This is a genomic window from Paenibacillus hodogayensis (assembly GCF_039536325.1).
Lineage (GTDB): Bacteria > Bacillota > Bacilli > Paenibacillales > NBRC-103111 > Paenibacillus_AB > Paenibacillus_AB hodogayensis.
Genome location: NZ_BAAAYO010000006.1, coordinates 651,045 through 677,675, shown reverse-complemented (window position 1 = coordinate 677,675; position 26,631 = coordinate 651,045). Strand labels below are relative to the sequence as shown.

At 57.0% G+C, this 26,631-nt stretch carries 31 protein-coding genes; 27 read left to right on the top strand and 4 right to left on the bottom strand.

Going from position 1 to position 26,631, the window contains the following annotated elements; genetic code table 11:
* The first annotated feature begins 8 nt into the window (after positions 1-8).
* From aroQ to ABD796_RS14190, 4 genes are all read left to right on the top strand, one after another.
* Positions 9-458, top strand: a complete 450-nt coding sequence (gene aroQ / locus ABD796_RS14205) for a type II 3-dehydroquinate dehydratase (protein WP_344908958.1) — start codon at positions 9-11, stop codon at positions 456-458.
* Complete coding sequence (locus tag ABD796_RS14200) at positions 458-1,531, top strand: M24 family metallopeptidase (protein WP_344908762.1); 1,074 nt, start codon at positions 458-460, stop codon at positions 1,529-1,531. Before aroQ ends, ABD796_RS14200 begins: the two co-directional genes overlap by 1 nt.
* 145 nt (positions 1,532-1,676) lie before the next feature.
* Positions 1,677-2,234: an elongation factor P gene (gene efp / locus ABD796_RS14195; RefSeq protein ID WP_344908761.1), complete on the top strand. Its 558-nt coding sequence runs from the start codon at positions 1,677-1,679 to the stop codon at positions 2,232-2,234.
* A 936-nt stretch (positions 2,235-3,170) separates the two neighbouring features.
* Positions 3,171-3,836: a DNA-binding response regulator gene (locus tag ABD796_RS14190; RefSeq protein ID WP_344908760.1), complete on the top strand. Its 666-nt coding sequence runs from the start codon at positions 3,171-3,173 to the stop codon at positions 3,834-3,836.
* 749 nt (positions 3,837-4,585) lie between these two features.
* On the opposite strand, the gene ABD796_RS14185 is transcribed toward ABD796_RS14190, so the two are convergent.
* The 4 genes from ABD796_RS14185 to comA all read right to left on the bottom strand — a co-directional run bounded on the left by ABD796_RS14185 (position 4,586) and on the right by comA (position 8,835).
* Positions 4,586-5,944 carry an aspartate kinase gene (locus ABD796_RS14185; protein ID WP_344908759.1) on the bottom strand — a complete coding sequence of 453 codons (1,359 nt, stop codon included), beginning with the start codon at positions 5,942-5,944 and terminating at the stop codon, positions 4,586-4,588.
* Positions 5,945-6,410: 466 nt separating this feature from the next.
* Positions 6,411-6,875: a DUF441 domain-containing protein gene (locus ABD796_RS14180; protein WP_344908758.1), complete on the bottom strand. Its 465-nt coding sequence runs from the start codon at positions 6,873-6,875 to the stop codon at positions 6,411-6,413.
* Between the two features lie 207 nt (positions 6,876-7,082).
* Positions 7,083-7,793 (bottom strand): 2-phosphosulfolactate phosphatase, encoded by a 711-nt coding sequence (locus tag ABD796_RS14175; RefSeq protein WP_344908757.1) that lies wholly within the window; start codon positions 7,791-7,793, stop codon positions 7,083-7,085.
* A 244-nt stretch (positions 7,794-8,037) separates the two neighbouring features.
* Positions 8,038-8,835, bottom strand: coding sequence for a phosphosulfolactate synthase (gene comA, locus ABD796_RS14170; RefSeq protein ID WP_344908756.1), 798 nt, complete (start codon positions 8,833-8,835; stop codon positions 8,038-8,040).
* 175 nt (positions 8,836-9,010) lie between these two features.
* Between comA and ABD796_RS14165 the strand changes: the two genes are divergently transcribed.
* From ABD796_RS14165 to ahrC, 23 genes are all read left to right on the top strand, one after another.
* Positions 9,011-9,277, top strand: coding sequence for a YqhV family protein (locus ABD796_RS14165; protein WP_344908755.1), 267 nt, complete (start codon positions 9,011-9,013; stop codon positions 9,275-9,277).
* A gap of 70 nt (positions 9,278-9,347) precedes the next feature.
* Entirely contained in the window at positions 9,348-10,352 is a 1,005-nt protein-coding gene (spoIIIAA, locus tag ABD796_RS14160) for a stage III sporulation protein AA (protein WP_344908754.1), read from the top strand.
* Positions 10,346-10,864 (top strand): stage III sporulation protein SpoIIIAB, encoded by a 519-nt coding sequence (gene spoIIIAB / locus ABD796_RS14155; RefSeq protein WP_344908753.1) that lies wholly within the window; start codon positions 10,346-10,348, stop codon positions 10,862-10,864. Before spoIIIAA ends, spoIIIAB begins: the two co-directional genes overlap by 7 nt.
* 122 nt (positions 10,865-10,986) lie before the next feature.
* Positions 10,987-11,190, top strand: coding sequence for a stage III sporulation protein AC (spoIIIAC, locus tag ABD796_RS14150; protein WP_110840056.1), 204 nt, complete (start codon positions 10,987-10,989; stop codon positions 11,188-11,190).
* An 8-nt stretch (positions 11,191-11,198) separates the two neighbouring features.
* On the top strand, positions 11,199-11,588 hold the full coding sequence (spoIIIAD, locus tag ABD796_RS14145; protein ID WP_344908752.1) for a stage III sporulation protein AD: 390 nt from the start codon (positions 11,199-11,201) through the stop codon (positions 11,586-11,588).
* Positions 11,589-11,693: 105 nt separating this feature from the next.
* Positions 11,694-12,875, top strand: a complete 1,182-nt coding sequence (spoIIIAE, locus tag ABD796_RS14140; protein WP_344908751.1) for a stage III sporulation protein AE — start codon at positions 11,694-11,696, stop codon at positions 12,873-12,875.
* A gap of 38 nt (positions 12,876-12,913) precedes the next feature.
* Complete coding sequence (spoIIIAF, locus tag ABD796_RS14135; RefSeq protein ID WP_344908750.1) at positions 12,914-13,621, top strand: stage III sporulation protein AF; 708 nt, start codon at positions 12,914-12,916, stop codon at positions 13,619-13,621.
* Between the two features lie 4 nt (positions 13,622-13,625).
* Positions 13,626-14,261, top strand: coding sequence for a stage III sporulation protein AG (spoIIIAG, locus tag ABD796_RS14130; RefSeq protein ID WP_344908749.1), 636 nt, complete (start codon positions 13,626-13,628; stop codon positions 14,259-14,261).
* A gap of 34 nt (positions 14,262-14,295) precedes the next feature.
* Positions 14,296-15,027, top strand: coding sequence for a SpoIIIAH-like family protein (locus ABD796_RS14125; protein WP_344908748.1), 732 nt, complete (start codon positions 14,296-14,298; stop codon positions 15,025-15,027).
* Between the two features lie 175 nt (positions 15,028-15,202).
* On the top strand, positions 15,203-15,709 hold the full coding sequence (gene accB / locus ABD796_RS14120; RefSeq protein ID WP_344908957.1) for an acetyl-CoA carboxylase biotin carboxyl carrier protein: 507 nt from the start codon (positions 15,203-15,205) through the stop codon (positions 15,707-15,709).
* A gap of 18 nt (positions 15,710-15,727) precedes the next feature.
* Positions 15,728-17,086, top strand: a complete 1,359-nt coding sequence (accC, locus tag ABD796_RS14115) for an acetyl-CoA carboxylase biotin carboxylase subunit (RefSeq protein ID WP_344908747.1) — start codon at positions 15,728-15,730, stop codon at positions 17,084-17,086.
* A gap of 85 nt (positions 17,087-17,171) precedes the next feature.
* Positions 17,172-17,588: an Asp23/Gls24 family envelope stress response protein gene (locus tag ABD796_RS14110; protein ID WP_344908746.1), complete on the top strand. Its 417-nt coding sequence runs from the start codon at positions 17,172-17,174 to the stop codon at positions 17,586-17,588.
* A gap of 85 nt (positions 17,589-17,673) precedes the next feature.
* Positions 17,674-18,231 carry an alkaline shock response membrane anchor protein AmaP gene (gene amaP, locus ABD796_RS14105; RefSeq protein WP_344908745.1) on the top strand — a complete coding sequence of 186 codons (558 nt, stop codon included), beginning with the start codon at positions 17,674-17,676 and terminating at the stop codon, positions 18,229-18,231.
* Positions 18,232-18,249: 18 nt separating this feature from the next.
* Positions 18,250-18,486 carry a DUF2273 domain-containing protein gene (locus ABD796_RS14100; RefSeq protein WP_344908744.1) on the top strand — a complete coding sequence of 79 codons (237 nt, stop codon included), beginning with the start codon at positions 18,250-18,252 and terminating at the stop codon, positions 18,484-18,486.
* A gap of 112 nt (positions 18,487-18,598) precedes the next feature.
* Positions 18,599-19,063 (top strand): transcription antitermination factor NusB, encoded by a 465-nt coding sequence (gene nusB, locus ABD796_RS14095; protein ID WP_344908743.1) that lies wholly within the window; start codon positions 18,599-18,601, stop codon positions 19,061-19,063.
* Positions 19,064-19,111: 48 nt separating this feature from the next.
* A complete protein-coding gene (gene folD, locus ABD796_RS14090; RefSeq protein ID WP_344908742.1) occupies positions 19,112-19,963 on the top strand; it encodes a bifunctional methylenetetrahydrofolate dehydrogenase/methenyltetrahydrofolate cyclohydrolase FolD in 852 nt (283 codons plus the stop codon).
* 28 nt (positions 19,964-19,991) lie between these two features.
* Positions 19,992-21,365: an exodeoxyribonuclease VII large subunit gene (gene xseA, locus ABD796_RS14085; protein WP_344908741.1), complete on the top strand. Its 1,374-nt coding sequence runs from the start codon at positions 19,992-19,994 to the stop codon at positions 21,363-21,365.
* Positions 21,343-21,600 (top strand): exodeoxyribonuclease VII small subunit, encoded by a 258-nt coding sequence (xseB, locus tag ABD796_RS14080; RefSeq protein WP_344908740.1) that lies wholly within the window; start codon positions 21,343-21,345, stop codon positions 21,598-21,600. Before xseA ends, xseB begins: the two co-directional genes overlap by 23 nt.
* A gap of 5 nt (positions 21,601-21,605) precedes the next feature.
* Positions 21,606-22,505, top strand: a complete 900-nt coding sequence (locus ABD796_RS14075) for a polyprenyl synthetase family protein (protein ID WP_344908739.1) — start codon at positions 21,606-21,608, stop codon at positions 22,503-22,505.
* A 310-nt stretch (positions 22,506-22,815) separates the two neighbouring features.
* Positions 22,816-24,732 (top strand): 1-deoxy-D-xylulose-5-phosphate synthase, encoded by a 1,917-nt coding sequence (dxs, locus tag ABD796_RS14070; RefSeq protein ID WP_344908738.1) that lies wholly within the window; start codon positions 22,816-22,818, stop codon positions 24,730-24,732.
* A 20-nt stretch (positions 24,733-24,752) separates the two neighbouring features.
* A complete protein-coding gene (locus tag ABD796_RS14065; protein ID WP_344908737.1) occupies positions 24,753-25,592 on the top strand; it encodes a TlyA family RNA methyltransferase in 840 nt (279 codons plus the stop codon).
* Positions 25,593-25,690: 98 nt separating this feature from the next.
* The gene (locus tag ABD796_RS14060; protein ID WP_344908736.1) at positions 25,691-26,146 is read left to right on the top strand and encodes a hypothetical protein; all 456 of its coding nucleotides are present in this window, start codon (positions 25,691-25,693) and stop codon (positions 26,144-26,146) included.
* A gap of 16 nt (positions 26,147-26,162) precedes the next feature.
* Positions 26,163-26,612 (top strand): transcriptional regulator AhrC/ArgR, encoded by a 450-nt coding sequence (gene ahrC / locus ABD796_RS14055; protein WP_344908735.1) that lies wholly within the window; start codon positions 26,163-26,165, stop codon positions 26,610-26,612.
* Positions 26,613-26,631: the final 19 nt, after the last annotated feature.

Below are 26,631 nucleotides of genomic sequence, written 5' to 3'. Positions count from 1 at the left end.
TGGTTCAGCTGTTCAACATACTGGTATTGCACGGTCCGAACTTGAACATGCTAGGGGTTCGCGAGCCCGGCATCTACGGTACGGCTACGCTGGCGGCGATCGAAGAGAAGCTGACCGCCTTGGCCGCGAAACTCGGAATCGGTCTGGAGTTTCACCAATCGAATCACGAAGGCGTCCTGATCGATCGCATCCACGAAGCTTTTGGCACGAAGGACGGCATTCTGATTAACCCGGGTGCCTTTACCCACTACAGCTATGCGCTGCGCGACGCCTGCTCCACCGTGATGCTGCCCGTCGTAGAGGTGCACCTTTCCAATATTCATAAAAGAGAGCCGTTTCGCCACGTATCGGTCCTTGCGCCCGTAGCCGTGGGACAAATAGCCGGTTTCGGGGCGCACAGCTATGAGCTTGGCCTAATGGCGCTTCACCGGCATCTTGAGGAGAAGGGGAGCAGCTGATGGAACAAGCCAGATTATCCCGCTTGCGGGCGCTTTTGCAGGAACGCGGCGTGGAAGCGCTGTTCGTAACAGGGGAGCATAACCGCCGTTATTTATCCGGATTTACCGGATCGTCCGGGTATTTGCTCGTTACCGCCGATAAAGCGTATTTGCTGACGGATTTCCGGTATATGTCTCAAGCGCCTGCCCAAGCGAAACACTTCGAAGTGGTGGAGCATCAGCCGAAATTCAGCGCGACTTTGATGGAGCTGCTGAACGGGCTGTCCATCCGGGAGCTTGCTTTCGAGCAGCAGCATGTGTCGTTCGCCACTTACCGGATGTTCGAAGCGGAGCTGCCGGGCATCAGGCTTGTTCCGACCGATTCGCTGGTAGAGCAGCTGCGCGTCGTAAAGGATGACACCGAGCTGGCTGTCATGCGCGAGGCGGCGGAGCTGGCCGACCGGACGTTCGCTCACGTCTTGACGACACTCAAGCCGGGCTTGACCGAGCTGGACGTGGCATTGACCATCGAATTTTATATGCGTCAGCACGGAGCGACATCCGTATCGTTCGAGACGATCGTCGCTTCGGGAGAGCGGTCCGCTCTTCCGCACGGCAAAGCCAGCGAGCGCGTGCTTCAATCCGGCGAATTCGTCAAGCTCGATTTCGGCGCTTACTACAAAGGCTACTGCTCGGACATTACGCGCACCGTCATGCTGGGCAAGCCGCAGGAGAAGCATCGGGAGATTTACGGAATCGTGTTGGAAGCCCAGTTGAATGCGCTGGAGCATATGAAGCCAGGGATGACCGGCAAGGAAGCGGACGCGCTGACTCGCGATCTGATAACGCGGCACGGCTATGGCGACTATTTCGGCCACAGCACCGGACATGGGCTTGGCATGGAAGTACACGAGGCGCCGCGGTTGTCCAAGCTGAGCGATACGGTGCTGGAGCTTGGCATGACGGTGACGGTTGAGCCGGGCATTTACTTGCCGGGTTTCGGCGGCGTCCGCATCGAGGACGATGTCGTCGTGACCGAACAGGGAGTCCAAAGATTGACACAATCGACAAAAGACTTTATTATCATCGATTAGTGAATCTTTTTCAAAATAGGCGTCTGTCCCGGCGTTACGGAGGCTGGGAGGCTGCGGGTCAGGAATTTGGGCAGCCGTCTTTCGATCCGTTCCGTTATGGACAGCGCAGAGGACCAAGATAACGACCATTTAGGAGGAAACGATTGTGATTTCTGTTAACGATTTTCGGACCGGCTTGACCATTGAAGTGGATCATGATATTTTTACCGTTCTCGATTTCCAGCACGTTAAACCGGGTAAAGGCGCTGCCTTCGTCCGTTCGAAGCTGAAAAACCTCCGCAACGGCAACACCGTGGAAAAAACGTTCCGGGCTGGCGAAGATGTAGGCCGCGCTCATGTCGAAAACCGCGCTATGCAATATTTGTATGCAAGCGGTCAAGAGCATACGTTCATGGACAACGAAACGTATGACCAGATCACGCTGCCGTCTGAGCAATTGGAGTGGGAATTGAACTTCTTGAAAGAAAACATGACGATCAGTATCGTCAGCTACCATAATGAAATCCTTGGCATTAACCTGCCGAACAGCGTCGAGCTGAAGGTTATCGAAACCGAGCCGGGCATCAAGGGCAACACGGCAACGGGCGCGACCAAAAGCGCTAAGATGGAAACCGGCCTGAACGTTCAGGTTCCGCTGTTTATCAACGAGAACGACGTGCTGTTGATCAACACGACCGACGGCAAGTACATTTCCCGCGCTTAATTATCCGCGTAGGGAGCATTGCAGGCGTGCGTTGCGAGGCGCAAGGGCATGGCGGCCACTGTGTCGCGAGGCGTAAAGCGTGGCAGCCTGTGCGTTGCAAGGCGAAGCGCGTGGTAGCCTATGCGTTGCAAGGCGAAGCGCATGGCAGCCTGTGCGTTGCGAGGCGTAAAGCGCATGGCAGCCTGTGCGTTGCGAGGGCGTATAGCAGTGGTAGCCTCTGCGTGCGAGGTGCAAAGCGTGTGACAATGCTGTGCGTTGCAAGTGCAAAGCGCATGACATCATGTGCGTCGCAAGGTGTGTAGGGCATCGCAGTCATGTTTCTCGCAAGGCGTAGTGCGTATAGGGCCAATCGTATGGCCGATTCGCTAAACGCCACCGTACCGCGCAGGTTATCCGCCGCTGCCGGGTATCCGCCCGTGCAGCGGGCCGAACAGGAAAGCATCCTTTCGAATTCGAGAGGGTGCTTTTTTGTCGTTTTCTTGTTGACATAAAAGCGAAACTTCTAAATGCCAAGCAGCCAAGCAGGCAAACAGCCAAGAAGCCAACAGCCAAGAAGCCAACAGCCGACAGCCAACAGCCAACAGCCAACAGCCGACAGCCGACAGCCAACAGCCGACAGCCAACAGCCAATAGCCAACAGCCAACAGCCGACAGCCGACAGCCAACAGTCAACAGCCAACAGCCAAACAGCCAGCCATTGAAACATCGATCAGCTCCGCTACACATAGCCACTACAGCAAACGTAAATGAGTTATAGTTGAGGTAACTTCCATATTTTGGTATTTTAATATCAGTCGGTCAAACAGACGACGGTCAATTGATTATTCTGAGGAGCTCTGAGCAAGTCGAAGCAGATACTTCCTCATTAGTGAATTAGGCAGTGCTCGCATACTTAGATCGTTTTGCAATTATTCCATATTCATCGGAGGGATTTGAATGGGAACAAATAGCGTTTATGAAGAGTGGATCGGATGGCATACTTCATCGCGAAACGGGGAACGGAGACGGCGGGTAGCGGAAGGACACGGGCATGCCGAGCGTCTGTTTGCGGAAAGCGTTTGGTGGCCGGCTTTTCACCATTTTTCCAACCTGCATCCGGAATATGAGGTAGTGGATTTTAGAGATGGTGTGCGCTTTCTGGATTTCGCCTATATCCACGGACAAATAAGGGTATGTATCGAAATCGACGGATTCGGACCGCATCGCCGGGATATCGACCGCAAACAATTTTCGGATGAGCTAAGCAGGCAAAATCAACTCGTCATTGACGGTTGGCAGATCATTCGTTTTTCCTACGATGATGTGAAGGAGAAGCCTCGGCGTTGTCAGCAGACGCTGCAGCAGCTATTCGGCCGGTTATTCGGCAATGCGGAGTCGGGCGAAGGGAATTTATCCGTTTTGGAAAAAGAAGCGTTGCGTTACGTATCTAGGAATCAAGGGGTCGCGCGGCCCGGAGATCTGTTCCGGTATCTGGGGGTGGGGCGTAAAAGAGGCAACGCTCTTGTACAAAGTTTGATAGAAAAGAAGTGGTTTCAGTCAAGAGGCAGTACCCAGCGTGTCCGTGCTTATCGGCTGAAGGAAGACCGCAGCGTGACATTTTGAAGCGGATTCATGTTGCGGAGGAAAAGGCGTGCTTCGGTTGGGATCGAGAGCGGCAGATTTGTTGTAAGAAGGGCTACCGATAAAAAGGTAGAGGGCGGTCGAAGTTGGCTTGTTAGCACAGCCACAGCGGTACCTTCTCCTCTATCAAATCAGCATGGATAATGCTACTACGAGCACTACGAGCTTCTGGACCTGGCTAGGGGCAGAGAAAACCGGCCCATCCTGCAAAGTTAATGCCAGAAGGAGCACTATCTCGCGAAAATCGGAGTAAATCTGCACGGATAATGCTCTTTCGAGCACTAAGCACGTCTGAATCCGGTCCAAGAGAGGGAAAACTGGCCCATCCTGCAAAGTTAATGCCAGAAGGAGCACTATCTCGCGAAAATCGGAACAAACTTGCAAGGATAATGCTCCTTCGAGCACTAAGCGCATCCGAATCCGGTCCAAGAGAGGGAAACCTGGCCCATCCCGCAAAGCTAGTGCCAGAAGGAGCACTAGCTCGTGAAAATCGAAGCAAACTCGCACAGATAATGCTCCTTCGAGCACTAAGCGCATCCGAATCCGGTCCAAAAGAGGGAAAACTGGCCCATCCTGCAAAGTTAATGTCAGAAGGAGCACTAGCTCGCGAAAATCAAAGCAAACTCGCAAGGGTAATGTTCCTTCGAGCATTAAGCAAAAACGAAAAGAGCCCCGCCCGAACATGCGGCGGAACCCGATCGAAGAATCACCTTGAGTGAAAAAGCCTCATTTTACTTTCCAAAAAAAGCATTGTGCAGAGAAACGATCGCTTTGTTCATGTCCTCGTTGCGGATGCCGAACATGATGCTATTCTCGGAAGCGCCTTGGTTAATCATCTCGAGGTTGATCGCATTGTCGGACAGAGCGCCCGTCGCCCGCTTGGCGATGCCGATCTGCTTCGTCATGCCGTCGCCGACGATCATGATCAGAGCGATGCCGCGTTGAATCAGCAGCTTGTCGGGAGCGAGTTCGCTGCGGATACGCTCCAACACGCGATGCTCCACCTCCGGCGTCAGCGAGGATTGCTTGATGATGACCGAGATGTTGTCGATACCGGAAGGCATATGCTCGTAGGACAAATCGGCATCCTCGATAATTTGCAACAGCCGGCGGCCGAAGCCTTTCTCGCGGTTCATCAAATATTTGCTCAGGAAAATGGTACAGAAATCCGCAGAGCCGGCGACCCCCACGACCGGGAATTCGTCGTTATGCCGTTCGAGCGAAATCAACGTACCTTTCGACTCCGGATTGTTCGTATTGCGGATATGGACCGGGATTTTGGCGTTAAACGCCGGTTGAAGCGCTTCGTCATGCAGGACGGAGAAACCGGCGTACGACAGCTCGCGCATTTCCGAATAAGTCATTTCATGGATCGCTGCCGGTTTGTCCACGACGCGCGGATCGGCGGCGAACACATTGTCCACATCGGTGAAATTCTCGTAAACGTCGGCCTCGACCGCCGCGGCCAAGATGGCGCCGGTAATATCCGAGCCTCCGCGAGGGAACGCTACGAGATTGCCGTTCTTGGCGTAACCGTAAAAGCCGGGAAATACGATCCGATGAGCACTGTCGCGCAGCGGACGAATCAATTCGTACGATTCCGGCAGCACTTGCGCGTTGCCCGGCTCATCGCTCAGCACGAGACCGGCATCCTTCGGATCGACATATATGAAATCGTGCCCTTCCTTTTGCAAAAAGGCGGCCAGCAGGCGGGCACTGAACTCTTCACCCAACGCTTTAATCGAATCGATATACCGGGCGCGATGACTGCGGTCGCCTTCGCCGCGCGAAATCAATATCGTCTTGACGGTTTCGAATTGCTCCCCGGGCAGCCCGAGTCCTTCGATAATGCCGGCAAACCGTTCCAAGATCGCCTGCTCCACAGCTTCGGCACCCGAACCGGCCAGTTTGGCATCGGCGTAGGCGATAAGCAGGTCGGTCACCTTCGTGTCCGGTTTGTCTCTTTTTCCCGGAGCCGATACGACGACAATTTTACGATCGGCGTCGGCCAGAGCGATACGGGCAACTTTGCGAAACTGATCGGCGGACGCAAGCGAGGTCCCGCCGAACTTGCACACTTTCAAAGCCATTGGTGTCTCCTCCTATACAGACTCTTCTGATACACTACCACAAGAGTCTTGCGGATTCAACGAGAATTCGCGACGATTTGGCGGCTTTAGACGATCGACTGACGCGCTTGATAGCGAAGGTAACGCCGCTTAAACGATAGGTTGCGATATTCGTCGACAAGCTGCGCTGTTTAGGCAAGTAGCATTCGTCGGCAAGCTGCGCTGTTTAGGCAAGAAGCATTCGTCGATAAGAGCGCAGTTTAGAAGGGAGGCTGTGTCTCTTTCGCACCGTGCGCAGCTCCCGGCGCGCGGTGTTTCGCTGCATGACGGCAGTCGGCCGACCACAGACCGCATGTGTTACGCGCCATTTCTCTCACAAGCGACATTACGAGACTCCTCCCGCAAGTTTCGCCGCATTCGTTTGACGGATGAGGACGGCTTCCTGTTACACCGTTTAATGAACGACTCCGTGTTACGCGCTAAACCGCTAATGAATTTTTCCGAACAGGAAAGTGGCGATTTTCAGCAGCAGGGCGGTAATGCCCGCGGCCATAAGCGGACCGACGGGGATGCCCCGCATGAAGATGATGCCGAAGATGGAGCCGATGACAAGACCGACGATCAGCTGCGGGTCGATTTTCAGCAAATCGAGTCCTTTGCCGTTCATGTACGTGGCGATCGCTCCGCCGATAAGCGCGATAATGCCCGGCCAAGAGGTGAAGACGGCAGCAATATCCTTCGTGGAGATGCGCTCGCTGGCGAATGGAACCAGAACGCCCATCGTCAAAAACAAAAGGCCCAGTTCCAGACCTCTGCGTTCGATCGTCGGCAAATAGCGTTCCAGATGGATCAGCTTGACCACCAGCAAAATACAAGCGGCCGTCGTGATGATCGGCGACCGGCCGATCATGCCTACGATAATCAACAACAGAAGCAGCAGTTCGCCATTCATACGATAACCCCTTGTCCGACGCGAATTGGTAAAGAAGGAAAAAAACCGCACGACGAGCCGGAAGCTTGACTCGCCCGTACAATCTTTTTCCTGCGGTACGAAAATCTGCGGGTACAGCCCGGACCGTGCCGGCTTGCGGACTACCCCACACCATACACCGGGCCCAGGCATGACTTTTTACTATGTGTATGTGTGCCGGCAAACGGATTAGAACCGGACGAGCGCCTGCTCCTTCCATACCGGAACGAGATCGAAGTGATTCGTCTGCGAGCAGAACAAGACGTCCTCCCGGTGGCCCAGCCGGGTCAGACGCTGTCCGCTGGCGCAAGCCAGAAGTGTTTCGGACAGCCGTTCGCGAGCCGTCTCGTAGGCCAGCAGCATAGCCGTACCCGTATCGTTCGTCCGGGTACGCTCTTCGTCATACTGGCGTACGTACCGGAGCAGCAGCCCGGCGCATAAGCCGTCCTCCAGGCAAAATTCATCCTGCGTGCCGGCGCATACAATGACGATGTCGCGGTTAAGCGAGAAGGCCGTCTGGGCGCAAGCTTCGGCGTTCAGGAAGGAGCCGATCAGCAGCCGTCCGGCGCGCTGCGCTTTATGCACCGCTCGCGTCCCGTTCGTCGTCGTCAGCACGATCCGCTTGCCCGCGATCTCCGGCGCCGCATATTCGGCGGGCGAATTGCCGAGATGAAACCCGGTAATTTTTTTGCAGAAACGTTCTCCGCCCAGCAGGCAGTCCGTTCCCTGGTAGGGTCTGGCCTGATTGACCGTCTCTACGGGTACGATGTCCGAGCAGCCGCTCGCCAGCGCCGTAACGATAGTGCTCGTCGCGCGCAGCACATCGATGACGATAACCGTCTTCTGAATAAAGTCGTCCGATCTCGCTTCGTTTACGGTCGAGATGACGTCCACCTGCATGCCCGATCCCTCGCTTTATATGGAAGTGATGATGCGTATCGCCGTCGACCCAAGTCAGGGCGCTTGCTGCCGCAGCCGCTTAGCTCGGCTTCGCCGCAATACTGTTCGCTGGCTTCGGGGGCGTACACAATGGCGCTGGAGTGCGAATATCCGGTAATAGACCAGAATGGGCAGCCGATCGCGTGAATGGGGGGACTGGTGCCATTGTGTACCCCTTCGGAGGACGGGTTCGCGGGTTTACAGCCTATAAAGGCTTGACGAACGTATCCGAACGAAGCCCCCTGCGCAGCGTTTCCAGCGAAAACAGCTCATGCGGCGCAATATTGCCCAGATTGACGGAACTGCCGAGCGCTTTCAATAAATAGATCTGCTGCTGCTTCTGTGGAGCTTCCCATAGAATACGGTCCGGATCGGGCAGCAGCTGCATGATCTGCCGCAGCTCCTCATCCCGGCACTGGCCGTTCTCGTCGAAGATGCCGACCCCCGTCCCGGATTCCCGCGCTTCGATCGTCACGAGCGCCGCCCCATGCTGCAGGTCGATAAGGACCGTCTCCAGCAGCATTTCCGTATCGATCGTCGATCCCCACAGCTTTTTCCCGTATTCCGTAAAGACAAGCAGCCCCGCCTCGCGGCCTCGGCGAATGAGCTCGTTGCGCGTATGCCGGTCCAGTTCGATCGTTCCGTCGGACACTTCAACGGCGGTAAAGCCGAGCAGCCGCACCATATCGAAAAATTCGCCTACGGTCTCCTGGGCAACAGCGACTTCCAGGAAAGTGCCTCCCGGCATGATGGCGATATCGTGCTGCCGGGCCAGCTCTATTTTGCGTTTCAGCAAGTCGGTCGGATAAAGCGCGGCCGTACCGAAACCGATTTTGAGCAGGTCGATATAAGGAGCCGACGTTTGCAGCAAATCTTCCATGGCATGGAGCCCGAGGCCTTTGTCGATGACCATCGTCTGCCCGTTCGTCCGCGGCTTGGCGGACCGGCAGCCGGTCGGGTCCAGCAGCAGCGGATGCCACTCCAGCCGTGAAGTTACGTCCATAAAACAAGTCTCCTCGCTGTAAAGGATTTGTATGATGTCTGGGAGCAATATATGCATTCGCCCGGACGGTGGTGCCCCTATGCCTAAAAAGGGCCTTGCCCGCATAAGATGGGAAAAAGGCGTTTTGGACAAAGGGGGAGCCCCGCTATCCGGCGCCTGGAAGGGGAAGAGGCGAATGATTAACAAAATCGTGCTGGGGATGGCCAGCCTCCGGCTCATGTCGGGCAGCCTGGAGATTATCGCGGCGCTTCTGATGCTCAGGCTCAATCAGGTGGACAAGGCGCTGCTTGTCAATTCCGGACTGGCGATCGTCGGTCCTTTGATTCTCCTAACGACGACGACGATCGGTTTGGTAGGATTGGCGGAAAAGCTGTCATTTACAAAAATGCTATGGGTCGGTGTGGGAGTTGCCTGCATTTTCATAGGCATCTTGAAAAAATAGCGGAATAATACGCCTGTCCGGGCATATAGATGAGAGTAGACCCGGACAAACCGGGAGGTGACTAACAGCCATGCAACCGATTCTAGCTTTTTTGCCGGCAACGATACGCGGATTGATAGAGAGGCTGCCGGACGAGGCCCGCGATCGACTCGAAGAAATCCGCATACGCGAAGCAAGGCCGCTCGAGCTGGTGATCGACGGCGATTCGCGGTTCGTCACTCCGCTCGGAACGTTGTCGGCGGAGCCGGACAATGGATATCGACCCTCGAAAGAGGACGGGCTGAAGCTCTTGGACCTGCTGACGAACCATTCGCTTTATACGTTCGAGGAGGAGCTGCGCCGCGGCTATATTACGGTCGCTGGTGGCCATCGCGTCGGCCTGGCCGGCAAGACGGTACTGGAGCGCGGGGAAGTGAAGCATATCCGCGATGTCGGCAGCTTCAATATCCGCGTGGCGAGAGCGATTCCCGGCATCGGCCGGACGCTGCTGCCGGCGCTATGGGACGAGGCGGCCCGCAACGTTCACCAGACGCTGATCGTCTCGCCGCCCCGACAAGGGAAGACGACGCTGATCCGCGATCTGGCGAGGATGATCAGCGCCGGAGCGGAGAGCTCGGGAGGTCCAGCAAGAACGGGGCTGAGGGTCGGCATTATCGACGAGCGCTCCGAGATTGCCGCTTGCGTCAAAGGCGTCCCGGCGTTCGACCTCGGCCCGCGTACCGACGTGCTCGACGGATGCCCTAAAGCCGAAGGGATGATGATGATGATCCGCTCCATGTCCCCCGAGGTGCTGGTCGTCGACGAAATCGGCCGCGAGGCGGATGCGGCGGCTCTCCAGGAAGCGCTGCATGCCGGCGTGCGCGTCATCGCCACCGCTCACGGCCGGAATGCGGCCGACATCGGCGACAGACCGGTCATGCGGCGCATGATCGCGGACCGGATGTTCGCCAGAATCGTCGAATTGTCTCGCACTCCCCGCGAAGGCACGCGCTATACGGTACGGGACGAAGCCGGCCGCAAGCTGGCCGAGCTGGGCGGGGCGGCGCTGAGGGAAACCGGGAGGACGTTATGCTGAAGCTGTTCGGGGCGATGATCGTGCTGCTGGCGGGGACGATGTTCGGTTTCGCCAAGGCTTCGCAGTACGCCCGACGGCCGCGCCAGATCCGCCAATTGATTCACGCGCTGCAGCGGCTCGAGACGGAAATGACGTACGGCTATACGCCGCTGCCGGAAGCGCTGCTCCGACTGGCCGAAACGCTGGAGCCGAAGTTGGCCCTGCTGTTCCGGACGGCGGCGGAGCCGATGATGAACGGTTCCGGCAAAACTGCCGGGGAAAGCTGGCGCGATGCGCTGGAGACTTGCTGGAAATATACCGCCCTGTCATCGAATGAACGGGAAATTTTAAGCCAGATGAGCTTTACTTTGGGCATCAGCGACCGGGACGACCAGACTAAGCATCTGCGGCTGGCTGTGAGCCTGCTACAGGCCGAGGAGCAAGTTGCCTGGGACGATGCCCGGCGCTACGAGAAGATGTGGAGAAGCCTGGGGGTGCTGGCCGCGGCTTTCGTCGTCATTCTGATGTACTAGTACAAAGTCAGACCTGAAACGGTACGCATGTCTGGAATGGACGATCCCTTGCCGGGCAAGAAGCGCTGCCGGTTCCACAATACGATTCGAGGTCTGACTTTGTCCCAGAAGGGGTGCGGGAAATGAATGTGGATGTCAACGCCATCTTTCAAATTGCCGGCATCGGCATCATCATCGCGATGATCCATACCGTACTGAAACAGATGGGCAAAGAGGATATGGCGCATTGGGTGACGGTGATCGGTTTCGTCGTCGTCCTGTTTATGGTCGTTAGCTTGCTGGACGACTTGTTCAAGGAAATCAAGACGATCTTTTTGTTCCAGTAGGTGGTTCTATGGAAATGATCCAGATCGTCGGCATCGGATTTGTCGTCGCCGTATTGACGCTTGTGCTGAAAGAGCACAAACCGCTGTTCGCGTTCCTGCTCGTAACGATTACGGGTATCTACATCTTCTTGTTCCTGCTAGGCAAAATATCCGCAGTCATCGACATATTGGAGCAGCTTTCGGCGCTCACGAGCATCAACGTTATGTTCATGAAGACGATTATGAAAATTATCGGCATCGCCTACATTGCCGAGTTCGGAGCGCAGATCGTCCGCGACTCGGGGCTCGAATCGATCGCCTCGAAGATCGAGCTGGCCGGCAAAGTGCTGATTATGGTCATGGCGATTCCGATCATTACCGTCATCATCGAAACGGTAGTCAAGCTGCTGCCCGCTTGAACGGGCGCCGCGGACGGGGTTCCGGCCGCAGCCGCCATTCGGCCGCAGTCGCCGTTCGGGCGGGGGCGACGCAGCCAGGAAGCGACAACGACGGGAGGGAGCCGGTTGAAACAGCAAAGGTGGTCCATCGCCGCAGTCGTCGTGTTCCTCGTATGGATCGCTTTTGCCGGAACGGTCGCCCACGCCGGGTCGCCAGCGGATGCGATCATCCGCGAGCAGGCGGAGCGGCTGCCGACAGACGAGGTGGAGAACTATTGGAAGCAACTGATGAAAGAATACGGCTCCTATTTCCCTGGGGGTCAAACTCCGAGCTTCATGGAGCTGGTCGTGCCGGGAGGCAAAGGCTTTTCGCTGAAGGGGATATTCGAAGGGATCGGCAAGTTTTTTCTGCACGAGGTGCTGATCGGGGGCAAGCTGCTCTCGTCCATCGTCATCCTGACCGTCTTCAGCATGATACTCGAATCGCTGCAAAGCGCCTTCGAACGCAACAATGTCAGCAAAATCGCCTATGCGATCACGTACTTGGTGCTGCTGCTGATCGCCATCAACAGCTTCAGCATAGCGATCGGCTACGCCAAGTCGGCGATATCGAGCATGATCCAGTTCATGATCGCCATGATACCGCTCATGCTGATGATGCTCGGAGCGATGGGCAACGTGGCCTCGGTGGCCGTACTGCATCCGCTCATCGTATTTATGATCCATGCGGTCGGCACGCTTATTTACACGGTGGTGTTCCCGCTGCTCTTCTTCTCCGCCGTGCTGCACATCGTCAGCTCGATCAGCGACAAATACAAGGTGACGCAGCTGGCCAACCTGCTCAGGCGAGTCAGCGTAGCCGCTCTAGGCATCATGGTTACCGTCTTCCTCGGGGTCATCTCGGTGCAGGGCGGAACCGGCGCCGTGGCCGACGGGGTGACGATCCGCACGGCTAAATACGTGACCGGCAACTTCATTCCGGTCGTCGGTCGGCTGTTCTCGGACGCCTCCGAAACCGTCATCGGCGCTTCGCTGCTTGTCAAAAACGCGGTCGGCCTGTCCGGAGTCATCATCCTGGTCTTCCTGTGCGCGTTCCCGGCGATGAAGATTATGGCGCTGGCGCTCATCTACAACGTGTCCGCCGCCGTCATGCAGCCGCTCGGCTCGAACCCGATCATCCAGTGTCTGCAGACGATCGGCAAAAGCCTGATCTACGTATTCGCTTCGCTGGCCGTCGTCGGCTTCATGTTCTTCCTGGCGGTCACGATCATTATTACGGTCGGCAACGTATCGGTCATGATGAGGTGACGAGGGGCGACTAACTTTGGCGAAAAGGGGCGGTACCGATGATGGAATGGTTGAACGGCTGGCTGAAGGACATTATCGTAGTCGTTATGCTGGCCGCCTTCGTCGAGTTGCTGCTGCCGAACAATGCCTTTCAACGCTATGTCAGAACGGTACTCGGGCTGTTCATCTTACTCACGCTGCTATCGCCGCTGCTGTCCCTATTCCAGCAAAAGTGGGATACGGGCAAAATGCTCGCCTCGGTCGAACAGCTGGGCGAAGACAAGAACGGGGAAAAGACGTTCGGCTCGATGCGGTCGCTGACGGCGATCATGCAGGATGCCGACCGCTGGCGGCAAACCGACCGCAGCGAAGCGCAGAAGCTGACGGAGAGCCAACTGGCCGCCGAGCTGCAGCAGAGCATCGGCGACGATGCGGAGGTTCGCGTCAAGCAAGTCAAGCTGCAAATGGAATACGACAATAACGGAACGCCCCGCATGAAGCACATGCAGGTGATCCTTGATCATAGAGAGGCGTCGTCCGGGGAAGAGCAGACGCGCCAGTCGCCGTCGCGCAAGCCGATCGCGGCCGTGGAGCCGGTGAACATCGACATCCGCATCGGTTCGACGGTCAAGCAGGACGACGGCAAGCTGACGGAAGCGCAGCAGGCAGCCAAGCAGCGGGTATACGAGCAGCTCAATCGGCAATGGAAGCTTAATCGCAGCCAAGTGACGCTGTTGTACGAGTCGGAAACGGGAAAAGGGAGGTGATCTCATGGCGAAATGGCTGCAATGGCTGGAGCAGCGGGTAGGCGGCGGGCCGGGCGGGCCCAAGCGGGTCAGCGCATTCCGATGGCTCCTGCTGCTCGGCTTGCTGGGGGTCGCCCTTATGGTTCTCAACTCGTTTCTGCACGTCAAGACGATCGAGCAGCCGGGAGGGGAGAGCGGGGCGGCTCCGCCGTTGGCCGAGCAGGCCTTTGCGGGAAAGGACCCGAACGACAAAGCAGGATTCGGCGAATACGAGCATGCTTACGAAGCGGCCATTCGGGACATTTTGCAGAAGGTGGTCGCGGTCGGGGACGTGGAGGTTCTCGTCACGATCGAATCGACGGAGGAAACGATCGTTCACTCCAATGCGAAGGATACCCAGCACATCACCGACGAGAAGGATCAGAACGGCTCCACCAGGCACATTACCGAAATCTCGCGTTCTGGAGAAATCGTCCTGTACCAAGCCTCGGGCGGGCAAACTCCGATCGTGTTAAAAAAAATAAAGCCGCGCATAAGGGGGGTTGTCGTTGTCGCCAAAGGTGCCGAAAATTTGACGGTCAAGCAGATGATCGCGGAAGCGGTCAGCCGCGGACTGGACGTCCCGGCGCATCGCATCTCGGTATTGCCCCGCAAGCAATAACGATTTAATCCACTATTTAAGGAGGACGAAAACAATGAATACGAAAAGACAAACGGTTTGGCTCGTGTCCATGCTCAGCTTGATGGTGGTACTCTCCGCTTATTACCTGTTTACCGAAGACGTGAACGACCTGGACCTGACATCGAAGCAGGCCGCCGGCAACGAAATCAAGGTCGATACGATCGCCACCGGCTCTGCAACGAAAGCGAATCCGGCTTCCGCCGATCCGGCCGCCGACGAGAAGAAGGGTGCTGCCGATAAAAGTGCCGCCGCAGGCAAAGCGACGACCGATAATGCAACCGACAAAGGCGCGGCTGCCAATAAACCGGCCCCCGACGCCAAAGCAACCGCGGGTGCCTCGACCGGCGCCAAAACGGACGAGGAAGTGCTCAAGCAAGTGACCGCCAAGGCGACGTCGGGCAGCGATTATTTTGCGGCCGCCTTCATAAAGCGCAACGAGGAACTCGCCAAGCAAACGGAAAAATTAATATCGGTCCAGCTCGACGCCAAGAAATCGAGCGAAGAAGTGACGCAGGCGATGAACGAGCTTCAAAAACTGCAGGATCAGGACGAGAAAGTGACCAGTCTGGAAGACCAATTGGCCAAAGATTTCCACAATGCGATCGTGCTTCAGGAGAGCGGCAGATGGAAAGTCGTCGTACAGGCCGCCAAACTGGAAAAAAGCCAAGGCGTCTCGATCGTCGATTTGGTCATGAAAGAAATGAACGTAGCGCCGGATAAAGTGACGGTACAGTACGTCAAGTAAGCTTCCGGCCCGAGCCGGCATACCGCGCGGGAGACCTCCGAATCCGGAGGTCTTCTTCGTTCCCGTGCGGCCCGCCTCATAATCTTGTTTATGTGCGATTGACGGTTGTGCTATAATACAAACATTGCCTGTCTTAGCAAGCGCTTCACAATCGTCGAAGGAGTGAACCATGGAAATGTTCAAATTGAGCGAAATCAAAGAGCTGATCAAGCTGGTCGATTCGACCACCGTGCAGGAGCTTGAAATTGAAAACGAAGGCTCGCGCCTTTTAATCCGTAAACCGAATAAAACCGAATCCGTCGTCGTGACGCATACTCCTCCCAACCAGCATTATTCGCCTTTGCAGCCGCCGGTATACGCCGTGGCGCCGCATACGGCCCAGAATGCCGCACCGGAAACCGGCCCGGTCGCCCAGCCTCCGGCTGCCGATCCGAGCGAGGGCTTGCATAAAATTACGTCCCCGATGGTCGGCACGTTCTATTCGGCTTCGGCCCCTGGCGCAGCTCCGTTCGTCAGCGTCGGCGACCGCGTCGGTGAGAAGACGACGGTTTGCATTTTGGAGGCGATGAAGCTGATGAACCCGATCGAAGCCGAGATCAAGGGCGAGATCGTCGACGTTTTGGTCGAGAACGGCCAACTGGTCGAGTACGGACAAACTTTGTTCCTGGTGAAACCGGAATAAATGGAGGCTAACGCGCACATGACGTTTCAAAAAGTATTGGTGGCTAACCGCGGCGAAATCGCGGTGCGCATCATTCGCGCCTGCCGGGAGCTCGGCATTTACACCGTAGCCGTCTACTCCGAGGCCGACCGGGATTCGCTGCACGTCCGTCTGGCGGACGAAGCGTATTGCATCGGTCCGACGCTGTCCAAGGACAGCTATTTGAACTTTACGAATATAATGAGCGTGGCCACGCTGACCGAATCGGACGGCGTGCATCCGGGTTACGGCTTTTTGGCCGAGAATGCCGACTTCGCGGAAATATGCGAGCAATGCAACATTACGTTCATCGGCCCGTCCCCGCAAGCGATTAGCAAGATGGGCGACAAAGCGGTGGCGAAGCAGACGATGAAGGATGCGGACGTGCCGGTTATTCCGGGCTCCGAAGGTCTGATCGAGGATATGGACGAAGCGGTGCGAATTGCCCGCGAAATCGGCTATCCGGTCATTATCAAGGCGACGGCGGGAGGCGGAGGCAAGGGTATCCGCATCGCCGAGGACGAACAATCGCTCGTCCAGCAGATCGCCACGGCCCAGCAGGAGGCGCAGAAAGCGTTCGGCAATGCGGGCGTATATCTGGAAAAATATTTGACGGGCATGAAGCACGTCGAAATTCAAATATTGGCCGACAAGCACGGCAACGCCGTCTATCTGGGCGAGCGGGACTGCTCGGTGCAGCGGCGCAGACAGAAGCTCGTGGAGGAAGCCCCTTGCCCGGTGCTTTCGCCCGAAACGCGCACGGCGATGGGCGAAGCTGCCGTCAGAGCGGCCAAGGCGGTCCAGTATTCGGGAGCCGGCACGCTGGAATTCCTGCTCGGCGAGGACGGCCGGTTTTATTTTATGGAAATGAATACGCGCATTCAGGTCGAGCACCCCGTTACCGAGATGATTACGAACATCGACATCATCAAGGAAATGATTCTCGTGGCTCAAGGCGAGCCGCTATCGTTCCGGCAGGAGGACGTCGTCATCAACGGCTGGTCCATCGAATGCCGCATCAATGCCGAAGATCCGGAGCGCAATTTTATGCCGTCCCCCGGCCTTATCCAGTTTTACTTGCCGCCGGGCGGTCCGGGCGTACGGGTTGACAGCGGGGCGTATCAGGGGTATACGATCTCTCCTCACTACGACTCTATGATCGCCAAACTGATTGTATGGGCGCCGACCCGCGATGAAGCGATCGCGCGCATGCGCAGGGCGCTTGGCGAGTTCGCGGTAGAAGGCATCCATACGACGATTCCGTTTCACCTTAAACTTATGGATCACAAGCTGTTTCAGGCGGGAACGTTCGACATCAAGTTCCTCGAGGAGCATGACGTCAACGATCCGGAATCGTAAGGGGCAGGCCCCGTATCGTTTGTCATAAAAATGGCAAAATGGTATAGTAATAGTATAGACGAGACGTCTGGGAGGTGTTGTATACATGAGTACTTTGGCTGCGGATTATGAGAAGACCGAGATCGGAACGATCCAGATCGCCCCGGAAGTCATCGAGGTGATTGCAGGACTGGCGACCGTAGAGGTGCAGGGCGTAGCGGGCATGAGCGGAGGATTCGGCGGCGGTATTGCGGAGCTGCTCGGACGCAAAAACTTGTCCAAGGGCGTCAAGGTGGAGGTTGGTCAGCGCGAGGCGGCTATCGACGTATCCATCATCGTAGAATTCGGCAACCGGATACCCGAGGTGGCGAGCTCGATCCAGCGCAATGTCAAGCAAACGATCGAATCGATGACCGGACTTTCCGTCGTCGAGGTTAACGTGCATATTCACGACGTGCAATTCAAGACACCGGATAAATTAGCGCCACAAGAAGAAGAAACGGCGGTGCTGCGAGTCAAGTAAGGCTTGGGGCCCGTCTTGGGGGAAGCGGGTTGTCCGGTGAAGGACAACCCATCGCCCCCGCCTATGCGGAAGGGGACGTACCAGCGTGATCAAAGTATTGGACCGGTTGCTGCTTTTCCTATATACGCTGATAATCGGTGTCAGCGTCGTCTTTTTTTTGACCGCATCTTTCGGGTGGGTGCCGATTGATACGTCCGCCAACTTTTTGCGCAATTTGTATTACGAAGGGTCTACCGCTTATCCGGCGATCGCGATCGGCCTGTTCGTGCTGCTCGTGACCTGTCGGTTTTTCTTTGTGGCCGTCAGACGGGGACGCGGACAAGCTCCTTCGATCGATCAGCGGACCGACTTCGGGGACATCCGCATTTCGCTCGAAACCGTGGAAAATTTGTCGCTCAAAGCGGCTGGACGGGTAAGAGGCGTAAAAGATATGAAAGCCCGGGTGTCGGTTAGCGACGCGGGGCTTGACGTTGTCATACGGGCTGTCGTGGACGGGGAGAACTCGATTCCCGAGCTGTCCGAGGAGATGCAGCGCTCGGTCAAAGGACATATTGAAGAGATTACCGGCATTCCCGTTGCGAACGTATCCGTGTTCGTCGCCAACGTCATGCAGTCTCAGACGTTTAAGAGCAGAGTCGAATAAAGGCAGGTGGCTTGCGCGATGTGGAACGAGCTTTGGGAACGGCATAAAGGCCGCCTGATCGGAATCGCTTCAGGGTTGTTTCTGGGCATTATTTATTTGATTAGCGGCTTTTGGGATATGTTGATATTCGCTTTTATCGTTTCGATCTGCGCTTACTTGGGCAGCAAATTCGACGCGGGACGGCTCAGGCTGAACGCGGACGAATGGATGGAGAAGCTCAGTCGGCTTGCGGATCGCTGGAAATGGTTTCGTTGAAACGGCGGAAGGCGGTCCCATCGGGAAACGGCCTTCTTCTTTTTTGCATGTAGATTGTGGTATATTGAACGCATAGACGTTCCGGAATGTAGGCAGGAGGATGATTCGCGCGATGAAGCGTAGATTGGCCAGGGAAATCGCGTTGCAAAGCTTGTACCAGATCGACATGAATGAGGTGTCGCCGGAGACGGCGATCGAGACGTCGCTGGAGGAAGCGCGCAGCGACAACGAGGCGGAGTTGGAAATCGGCAGCGGGGAAGTCGCCGGCTCGCTCTATTTGTCCGATCTCGTAGTGGGTACGATCAGACAGAAGGAACGGATCGACGAGACGCTTAGCGTATACTTGACGGGCTGGAAGGTGGACAGGCTGTCCAAGGTGGACCGGCAAATATTGCGTTTGGCGGCATACGAAATGCTGTTTACGAACGAGGTTCCGCCGAAGGTTGTCGTCAATGAAGCGATCGAATTGGCAAAGCGGTTCGGCTCCGACGAATCGGGTAAGTTCGTCAACGGCGTTCTCGGCAAGCTGATCAAGGAATTGGATCAGATCAAGAGCAGCTTCGAGGCCAGCCGGTAAATCGGCACCGTTCTCATACGGAAGCGATAACGGGGAGGAAATTGGAAAGTGACACAGCATATCATAGACGGCAAACAACTCGTAAGCGACATACGCGGCAAGCTAAAAGAAGAGATCGACGCACTGGCGGCGGAAGGCTTCCGCCCCGGTCTAGCCGTCGTGCTCGTTGGGGAAGATCCGGCTTCGGCCGTATATGTACGCAACAAGGCAAAGGCGTGCGAGCAGGTAGGCATCTATTCCGAGGTGCATCGGCTGCCGGCGGAGACGACGCAGGCCGAGCTGCTCGACTTGGTGGACAAGCTGAACCGCAACACGAGTATTCACGGCATTCTGGTACAGCTGCCGCTGCCGAAGCATATTTCGGAAGATGCCGTTATCGACGCGATCGCCGTGGAGAAAGATGTCGACGGCTTCCATCCGATTAACGTAGGCAATTTGTCGATAGGCAAGCCGAGCCTGCTGCCATGCACCCCGGCCGGCGTTATCGAAATCATCAAACGGACCGGGACGGACATCGCGGGCAAAAGAGCGGTCGTCATCGGCCGCAGCAATATTGTCGGCAAGCCGGTCGCTATGCTGCTGCTGCGCGAGAACGCGACCGTTACGGTATGCCATTCGCGTACCGCGAATATGAAAGAGCTTTGCCGCGAGGCGGACATTCTTGTGGTGGCGATCGGCAAGGCGAAGTTCGTCACGAAGGAGTTTGTGAAGCCGGGCGCAATCGTCATCGATGTGGGGATTAACCGTCTGGACGACGGCAAGCTGGCTGGAGACGTCGATTTTGCCGACGTCGTGGACATTGCCGGCCCGATCACGCCGGTTCCCGGCGTCGTCGGCCCGATGACGATTACGATGCTGCTGCAAAATACGCTGCAGGCGGCCAAAACGCTGCGCGGGTAAGCAGCGCGGAAGTGGGGCGACGAGTCCGATGCAAACGAAGCAAAACGTCTTGTCCGTCAAGGATTTGACGAAATATATCAAGATGAAGCTGGAAGGGGATTCGCTGCTCCAGGACGTCTGGGTACGCGGGGAGCTGTCGAATTTTACCCATCATTCCAGCGGCCATATGTATTTCACGCTTAAAGACGCCGACAGCCGGGTCAAGTGCATCATGTTCGCCTCGAACAATCAGCGGCTCTCGTTTATTCCCCGCGACGGGGCGAAGGTGGTCGCCAGAGGCAACATATCCGTCTTCGAGCGGGACGGCCAGTACCAGATGTACGTCACGCAGATGCAGCAGGACGGCATCGGCAATCTGTACATGGCGTTCGAACGGCTGAAAAAAAAGCTCGGCGACGAAGGGCTGTTTGCGCAGGAAAGAAAGAGACCGATACCGAAATTTCCGCGCGCCGTCGGGGTCATTACGTCTCCGACAGGCGCGGCGGTCCGGGATATCGTTACGACACTGCAAAGACGGTATCCGTCCGTGCCGGTGCTGCTGTTTCCGGTGCTTGTGCAAGGGGCGCAGGCGGCGCCCAGCATCGTCCGAGCCATCGAGGCGATGAATCGTCAAGGGGAAGCCGACGTATTGATCGTCGGGCGCGGCGGCGGGTCGCTAGAGGAATTGTGGGCGTTCAACGAGGAGATGGTCGCGCGGAGTATCGCGTCATCGGCCATCCCGGTCATCTCGGCGGTCGGACACGAGACCGATTTTACGATAGCCGATTTCACTGCCGATCTGAGAGCGGCTACGCCGACAGCGGCGGCCGAACTTGCCGTGCCGCATCATCTGGAGCTGGCGCAGCATCTCGCTCATTTGTCGCAGCGGCTGCTCAAGGGACTGTCGTCGCAAGTGAACTTCAAGCGCGAGCAGTGGAACCGTCTGCGCCGTTCGCCGGTGCTGACGCAGCCGTACAGGCAGCTGCAGGAGCCTGCGCAACGGCTGGACCGTCTGCGCGAGCAGCTCGCCTTCCGCTTGCAGGAGAGGGTCTCCGCCGCGCGCGAATCGGCGATCCGGCTGGAGCGGAAGCTTTCCGCGCATAATCCGAAGCAGCAGCTCGGCTATGCCCGCAAGCGCGTCGACGTCGCCCGGCATCAGCTGCTTCAATCGATGCAGGCGGTCAGCAAGGACGCGCGGCACAGGTTTACCTCCCAGCTTCGCCAGCTGGATGCGCTCAGTCCGCTCAAGGTAATGCAGCGCGGCTACAGTCTCGTCTACGACGAGCGGCAGGAACGCATCATCAACTCGATCGGGCAGGTACAGCCCGGCGATATGGTAACCATACGTTTGACCGACGGCAAGCTGGACTGTCATGTATGGGGAATGGAGGAGAACGGGAATGAGCAACGGGGAGAAGGATAACGCGGTCAGCTTCGAGGAAGCGATGGACAAGCTCGAGCAAATCGTCGCCAAGCTGGAGCGCGGGGACGTGCCGCTGGAAAAAGCGATCGAGCTGTTCCAGGACGGTATGGCGCTGTCGCATCTGTGCGGGACGAAGCTGGAGCAGGTGGAACGGAAAATCGAAACGCTGCTGGAGGATAACGGAAGCTTTGTGAAAAAGCCGTTCCAGCCGGCTACGGACGAAAGGGAGAATTAATCGACATGTCGGACTCGTCCATATCGGATTACATCAAGAGCTATGCGCAGCGGATCGAAGTGGAGCTGCTGTCGAGTCTGCCGGGCCGCTGGCCGGTTCCGGACGTGCTGCGCGAGGCGATGGCTTATTCGCTGATGGCGGGTGGAAAGCGAATCCGCCCGATTCTCGTCATTGCCGCGGCGGAAGCGTGCGGAGGCAAGCTGGAAGCGGCTTTGCCGGTGGCCTGCGCGGTGGAGATGGTACACACGTATTCGCTTATCCACGACGATCTGCCGGCGCTCGACAACGACGATTACCGGCGGGGACGGCTGACTAACCATAAAGTGTTCGGCGAAGCGATGGCCATTTTGGCCGGAGACGCGCTGTTGACCCACGCCTTTTACGCGGCATCGGGAGCGGCACTTCACGGCGTTCCCGCAGATACCGTACTCTCTATCGTCCGGGAGCTGGCCGAATACGCCGGTCCGCGGGGGATGGTGGGCGGCCAGGTGGCCGACATGCAGGGAGAGCAAGGACTTACGCGCTTGGACGAGCTGGAATATATTCACCTGCATAAGACGAGCGATCTGATCGCCTTCTCGCTCAAAGCCGGAGGACGGATCGGCGGCGCAACGGAAGAGCAGTTGGAGGCGCTCGAGACGTTCGGGACGAATGTAGGATTGGCTTTTCAAATCCAGGACGATATTCTGGATGTCGTCGGCGACGAAGGTAAGCTCGGCAAGGCGGTCCACAGCGACGAGAAGCAGCAAAAAGTGACTTACCCTTACTTCATCGGTTTGGACGAATCTCGGCGTCAAGTGGCGGAGCTGACCGAGCTGGGGAAAGAAGCGATTCGCCGCGCCCGGCTGGCCAACCCGGAGCGTCTGTTCGAACTGGCGGATTATTTGGTGGGCAGGGACCATTGATGCCGGCGCAGCGCTCACAGGCGTTGCCGCCGCTTTTTGGCGTGTCCGGACAAGCCGGCGTCACCGAGCCGTGGTCCAGGCGTGAGTAGACTATCATTGAGCGTCAATTCGCGGATATGTTATAATGTGTCGTAGTATGTAACGATCAAACGCATGGTCTTGCCTACATATTGTCGCACGTGATATCCGGCAAAGGGGCAATACTAGTATACAATGGCGCAAATTCCATAATTCCTTCCGTACGGCAGGCGGCCGGCCTTGAACCGGCCAACTCGGAGCGATAGCTCCCGATGCGTTAACGCGAAGCAATATGGGGACGGAAAGTGAGGGCACAACCGTGCTTCTAAATCGAATCGACAGTCCGGCCGATCTCAAAACGCTGAGCGTTCCCGAGCTGGAGACGCTGGCAGAGGAAATACGCGGCTTTCTGATTGAAAAGCTGTCCAAAACAGGCGGCCATCTGGCCCCGAATCTCGGTGTCGTCGAGCTTACGCTCGCGCTCCATTATTGGTTCGACAGCCCGAAAGACAAGTTCATATTCGACGTCGGTCACCAATCGTACGTTCATAAAATATTGACAGGGCGCAAAAACCGCTTCGACACGCTGCGCAAGTACAAAGGGATGTGCGGCTTCGTCAAAATGTCGGAAAGCGAGCATGACGTCTGGGAGGCCGGCCACAGCAGCACGTCGCTGTCGGCCGCCATGGGCATGGCCGTGGCCCGCGACCTGAAGGGCGAGGACAACAAGATCGTCGCCATCATCGGCGACGGCGCGCTGACCGGCGGCATGGCGCTGGAAGCGATGAACCATATCGGCCACGAGCGCAAAAACTTGACTGTCGTGCTGAACGACAACGAGATGTCGATTGCGCCGAACGTAGGCGCTTTGCACAACTATTTGTCCCGCATTCGCACCGATAAGCATTACAACAAGGTCAAGGAAGAATTCGAGCATTTCCTCAAAAAAATTCCGGCCATCGGCGGCACGCTCGCCAAGACGGCGGAACGGATGAAGGACAGCCTGAAATATTTGGTCGTCTCCGGCGTCTGGTTCGAGGATTTGGGCTTCAAATATTTGGGGCCGGTCGACGGCCACAACCTGACGCAATTGCTGGATACGTTCAAGCAGGCGGAGAACATTAACGGTCCCGTCCTCATTCACGTCGTTACGGTGAAGGGCAAAGGTTTTTCGCCGGCCGAGGCCGATTCGCAATCATGGCACGGCGGCGGACCTTACAAGATCGAATCGGGCCAATTCGTCAAGGCGGTCGGCCATCCGATGTATACGGAAGTGTTCGCCAATTCGCTGATCGAGCTGGCCGAGCGGGACGAGCGGATCGTGGCGGTTACGCCGGCGATGTCGAGCGGCTCCGGGCTGCTCAAGTTCGCCGACAGGTTTCCCGATCGGATGATCGACGTAGGCATAGCCGAGCAGCACGCCGCGACGCTGTGCGCCGCCTTGGCGCTGGAAGGCATGAAGCCGGTTTTCGCTGTGTACTCGACGTTCATGCAGCGGGCCTACGACCAGATCATCCACGACATATGCCGGCAAAACACGAATGTCGTTTTCGCCATCGACCGGGCCGGCTTCGTCGGGGCGGATGGTGAAACGCATCAGGGCGTCTACGATATCGCCTTCATGCGCAGCATTCCGAATATGGTGCTGATGATGCCCAAAGACGAGAATGAGCTGCGTCACATGATGAAGACCGCAATCGAATACAACGACGGCCCGATAGCCGTCCGTTATCCGCGCCTGAACGGCGTGGGCGTCAAGATGGAGGAGAATCCGCAGCCGATCCCGATCGGAACGTGGGAGAAGGTCCGCGACGGCGAAAAATTCGCCATCCTGGCGGCAGGAGCGCCGATGCTGGAGCTGGCTGCGCAAGCGGCGGAGCTGCTCAAGCCGGAAGGCATACAGCCGCTTATCGTCAACGCGCGCTTCCTGAAGCCGCTTGACGAGAACATGCTCGTTCGGCTGTACGAGGAAGGCTACCATCTGCTGACGCTGGAAGAAGGGGCCGTACGCGGCGGCTTCGGCAGCGCCGTATTGGAATTTTATGCCGAACGCGATATTTACGGTATGAAGATTAAACCGATCGGCATACCCGACTATTTTGTCGAGCACGGCAGTCCGAAAGAACAGCGTCAGGAAGTCGGTTTGACGCCGGAACGGATCGTCACGGAAATGAAGGCGATGCTGCCGCGCAGACGGCAGCGCGCGTAAACGGGCAGGAGCGGCAAACGATGTCTTCCAATAAAGAACGGCTTGATCTGCTGCTGGTGGAACAAGCGTATTACGATAGCAGGGAAAAAGCGAAAGCCGCCATTATGGCGGGCCTCGTCATCGTCGACGGGGAACGGATCGACAAAGCGGGCACCAAAGTGCCGCGCGAAGCGTCGATTACGGTCAAAGGGGCGATCCATCCCTATGTGAGCCGCGGAGGGCTCAAGCTGGAGAAGGCGATACGCGAATTCGATCTAAAGCTTGAGGGCGCGGTCATGATCGATATCGGCGCTTCGACCGGAGGTTTTACCGATTGCGCCCTGCAAAACGGGGCTGCGTACGTCTATGCGGTGGATGTCGGCTATAACCAGCTCGACTGGAGCTTGCGCAACGACCCGCGCGTATGCGTGATGGAACGGACGAATTTCCGTTACATGCAGCCCGGCGATTTGCCGGGACCGGCGCCGACGTTTGCCTCCATCGACGTATCGTTTATTTCGTTGAAGCTGATTTTGCCGCCGCTCCGGGCTTTGCTTGCTCCGGGAGCGCAGGTTGCCGCCTTGATTAAGCCGCAGTTCGAAGCAGGACGGGAGAAAGTCGGCAAGTCCGGCGTCGTGCGCGATCCCGGCGTGCACCGCGAGGTGTTGGAAGCCGTACTGACTCAAGCCGTCCGGAACGGCTACGAGCTGCAAGGCTTGACCTACTCACCCATTACAGGTGGAGAAGGCAATATCGAGTTTTTGGCGCTGCTCTCGCTGAACGGAACCGGCGGCGGGGAAGAGGCGCACGGCGACGCGATACCGGCCGGCTGGACAGAGCGGATTGGCGAAACCGTGGCGGCCGCTGCGCAAGCGTTTTAACGATTTGGGCTTGAACTCATCGGAACCGATGAGTTTTTTGGCTTTTCGAAAGGATTTTCCGCCATCCTCTAGAATGTTTCATGCAGGGGGGATTGGCGATGCGAACCGGGGACACGTTCGTCATAGTGCTGCTGATCGCGGCCGGCCTGATCTGGTTTTACGCCCGCGGCCGTCACTGGTACGACAAGCCGCGACCGATGCTGGCCATACCGCAGCAGGAGGAAATATTCGTTCCGTCCGACGAGGCGGTCCGGCTGCTCAACGCGGAAGGCTACGAGGTGGCCGCCGGGAAGACGAAGCTGCCGGTGACCGTGTTGCTGGACGGCCAGGAGCTGGAAACACGCCTATTCATCGACGCCTTCGTGCTGAAGGAGGACGAGTTGTACATCGTCAAGCTGGCCCGCGACCGGCAGCCGCTTGAGATGACGGCCAGCGCCATTCGCGAAAGACTGCTCGTCTACAGCTTGCTTTACCCCGATGCAGCCGGGGTGCTGTATGTCGATACGACGCTGCGCTCCATTCGTCAAATTACGTTCGAGATCGAAAGGGACTAAAAAGGGGAGGCTGTGCATGAAAGCCCAGCGACATTTTAAAATCAGGGAAATTATTACATCCAAAGCAATCGAAACTCAGGACGTGCTTGTCGAAGAGATGCGCATAGCCGGGTTTCACGTTACACAAGCGACGATTTCCCGCGATATTAAAGAAATGCACTTGATAAAAGTTCCGCTCGAGGATGGACGGTATAAATATTCGATGCCGGCCGACCAGAAAATGAATCCGGTTCCGCGGCTAAAGCGGGCGCTCGCGGATCATTTTGTGCATATCGATTTCACGGACAATCTGGTCGTCATGAAATGTATGCCAGGCACCGCCAATACGCTCGGCTCACTGATCGACAGTTTGGAATGGAGTGAAATCATGGGAACCATATGCGGCGATGATACGATCCTGATCATTTGCCGGACCAAGAAACATAGCGCGGACGTGGTCAAGCAGTTTTTGGACATGCTCGGATAACGTTGCCGGCGGCGGGAGG

Bases quoted from the DNA above. Each gene is read 5' to 3' on its own strand.
- ABD796_RS14200 (WP_344908762.1), top strand. From the start codon at position 458: ATGGAACAAGCCAGATTATCCCGCTTGCGGGCGCTTTTGCAGGAACGC.
- ABD796_RS14190 (WP_344908760.1), top strand. From the start codon at position 3,171: ATGGGAACAAATAGCGTTTATGAAGAGTGGATCGGATGGCATACTTCA.
- ABD796_RS14185 (WP_344908759.1), bottom strand. From the start codon at position 5,944: ATGGCTTTGAAAGTGTGCAAGTTCGGCGGGACCTCGCTTGCGTCCGCC.
- ABD796_RS14180 (WP_344908758.1), bottom strand. From the start codon at position 6,875: ATGAATGGCGAACTGCTGCTTCTGTTGTTGATTATCGTAGGCATGATC.
- ABD796_RS14175 (WP_344908757.1), bottom strand. From the start codon at position 7,793: ATGCAGGTGGACGTCATCTCGACCGTAAACGAAGCGAGATCGGACGAC.
- comA (WP_344908756.1), bottom strand. From the start codon at position 8,835: ATGGACGTAACTTCACGGCTGGAGTGGCATCCGCTGCTGCTGGACCCG.
- ABD796_RS14165 (WP_344908755.1), top strand. From the start codon at position 9,011: ATGATTAACAAAATCGTGCTGGGGATGGCCAGCCTCCGGCTCATGTCG.
- spoIIIAA (WP_344908754.1), top strand. From the start codon at position 9,348: ATGCAACCGATTCTAGCTTTTTTGCCGGCAACGATACGCGGATTGATA.
- spoIIIAB (WP_344908753.1), top strand. From the start codon at position 10,346: ATGCTGAAGCTGTTCGGGGCGATGATCGTGCTGCTGGCGGGGACGATG.
- spoIIIAC (WP_110840056.1), top strand. From the start codon at position 10,987: ATGAATGTGGATGTCAACGCCATCTTTCAAATTGCCGGCATCGGCATC.
- spoIIIAD (WP_344908752.1), top strand. From the start codon at position 11,199: ATGGAAATGATCCAGATCGTCGGCATCGGATTTGTCGTCGCCGTATTG.
- spoIIIAF (WP_344908750.1), top strand. From the start codon at position 12,914: ATGATGGAATGGTTGAACGGCTGGCTGAAGGACATTATCGTAGTCGTT.
- spoIIIAG (WP_344908749.1), top strand. From the start codon at position 13,626: ATGGCGAAATGGCTGCAATGGCTGGAGCAGCGGGTAGGCGGCGGGCCG.
- ABD796_RS14125 (WP_344908748.1), top strand. From the start codon at position 14,296: ATGAATACGAAAAGACAAACGGTTTGGCTCGTGTCCATGCTCAGCTTG.
- accB (WP_344908957.1), top strand. From the start codon at position 15,203: ATGTTCAAATTGAGCGAAATCAAAGAGCTGATCAAGCTGGTCGATTCG.
- accC (WP_344908747.1), top strand. From the start codon at position 15,728: ATGACGTTTCAAAAAGTATTGGTGGCTAACCGCGGCGAAATCGCGGTG.
- ABD796_RS14110 (WP_344908746.1), top strand. From the start codon at position 17,172: ATGAGTACTTTGGCTGCGGATTATGAGAAGACCGAGATCGGAACGATC.
- ABD796_RS14100 (WP_344908744.1), top strand. From the start codon at position 18,250: ATGTGGAACGAGCTTTGGGAACGGCATAAAGGCCGCCTGATCGGAATC.
- nusB (WP_344908743.1), top strand. From the start codon at position 18,599: ATGAAGCGTAGATTGGCCAGGGAAATCGCGTTGCAAAGCTTGTACCAG.
- xseA (WP_344908741.1), top strand. From the start codon at position 19,992: ATGCAAACGAAGCAAAACGTCTTGTCCGTCAAGGATTTGACGAAATAT.
- xseB (WP_344908740.1), top strand. From the start codon at position 21,343: ATGAGCAACGGGGAGAAGGATAACGCGGTCAGCTTCGAGGAAGCGATG.
- ABD796_RS14075 (WP_344908739.1), top strand. From the start codon at position 21,606: ATGTCGGACTCGTCCATATCGGATTACATCAAGAGCTATGCGCAGCGG.
- dxs (WP_344908738.1), top strand. From the start codon at position 22,816: ATGGGGACGGAAAGTGAGGGCACAACCGTGCTTCTAAATCGAATCGAC.
- ABD796_RS14065 (WP_344908737.1), top strand. From the start codon at position 24,753: ATGTCTTCCAATAAAGAACGGCTTGATCTGCTGCTGGTGGAACAAGCG.
- ABD796_RS14060 (WP_344908736.1), top strand. From the start codon at position 25,691: ATGCGAACCGGGGACACGTTCGTCATAGTGCTGCTGATCGCGGCCGGC.
- ahrC (WP_344908735.1), top strand. From the start codon at position 26,163: ATGAAAGCCCAGCGACATTTTAAAATCAGGGAAATTATTACATCCAAA.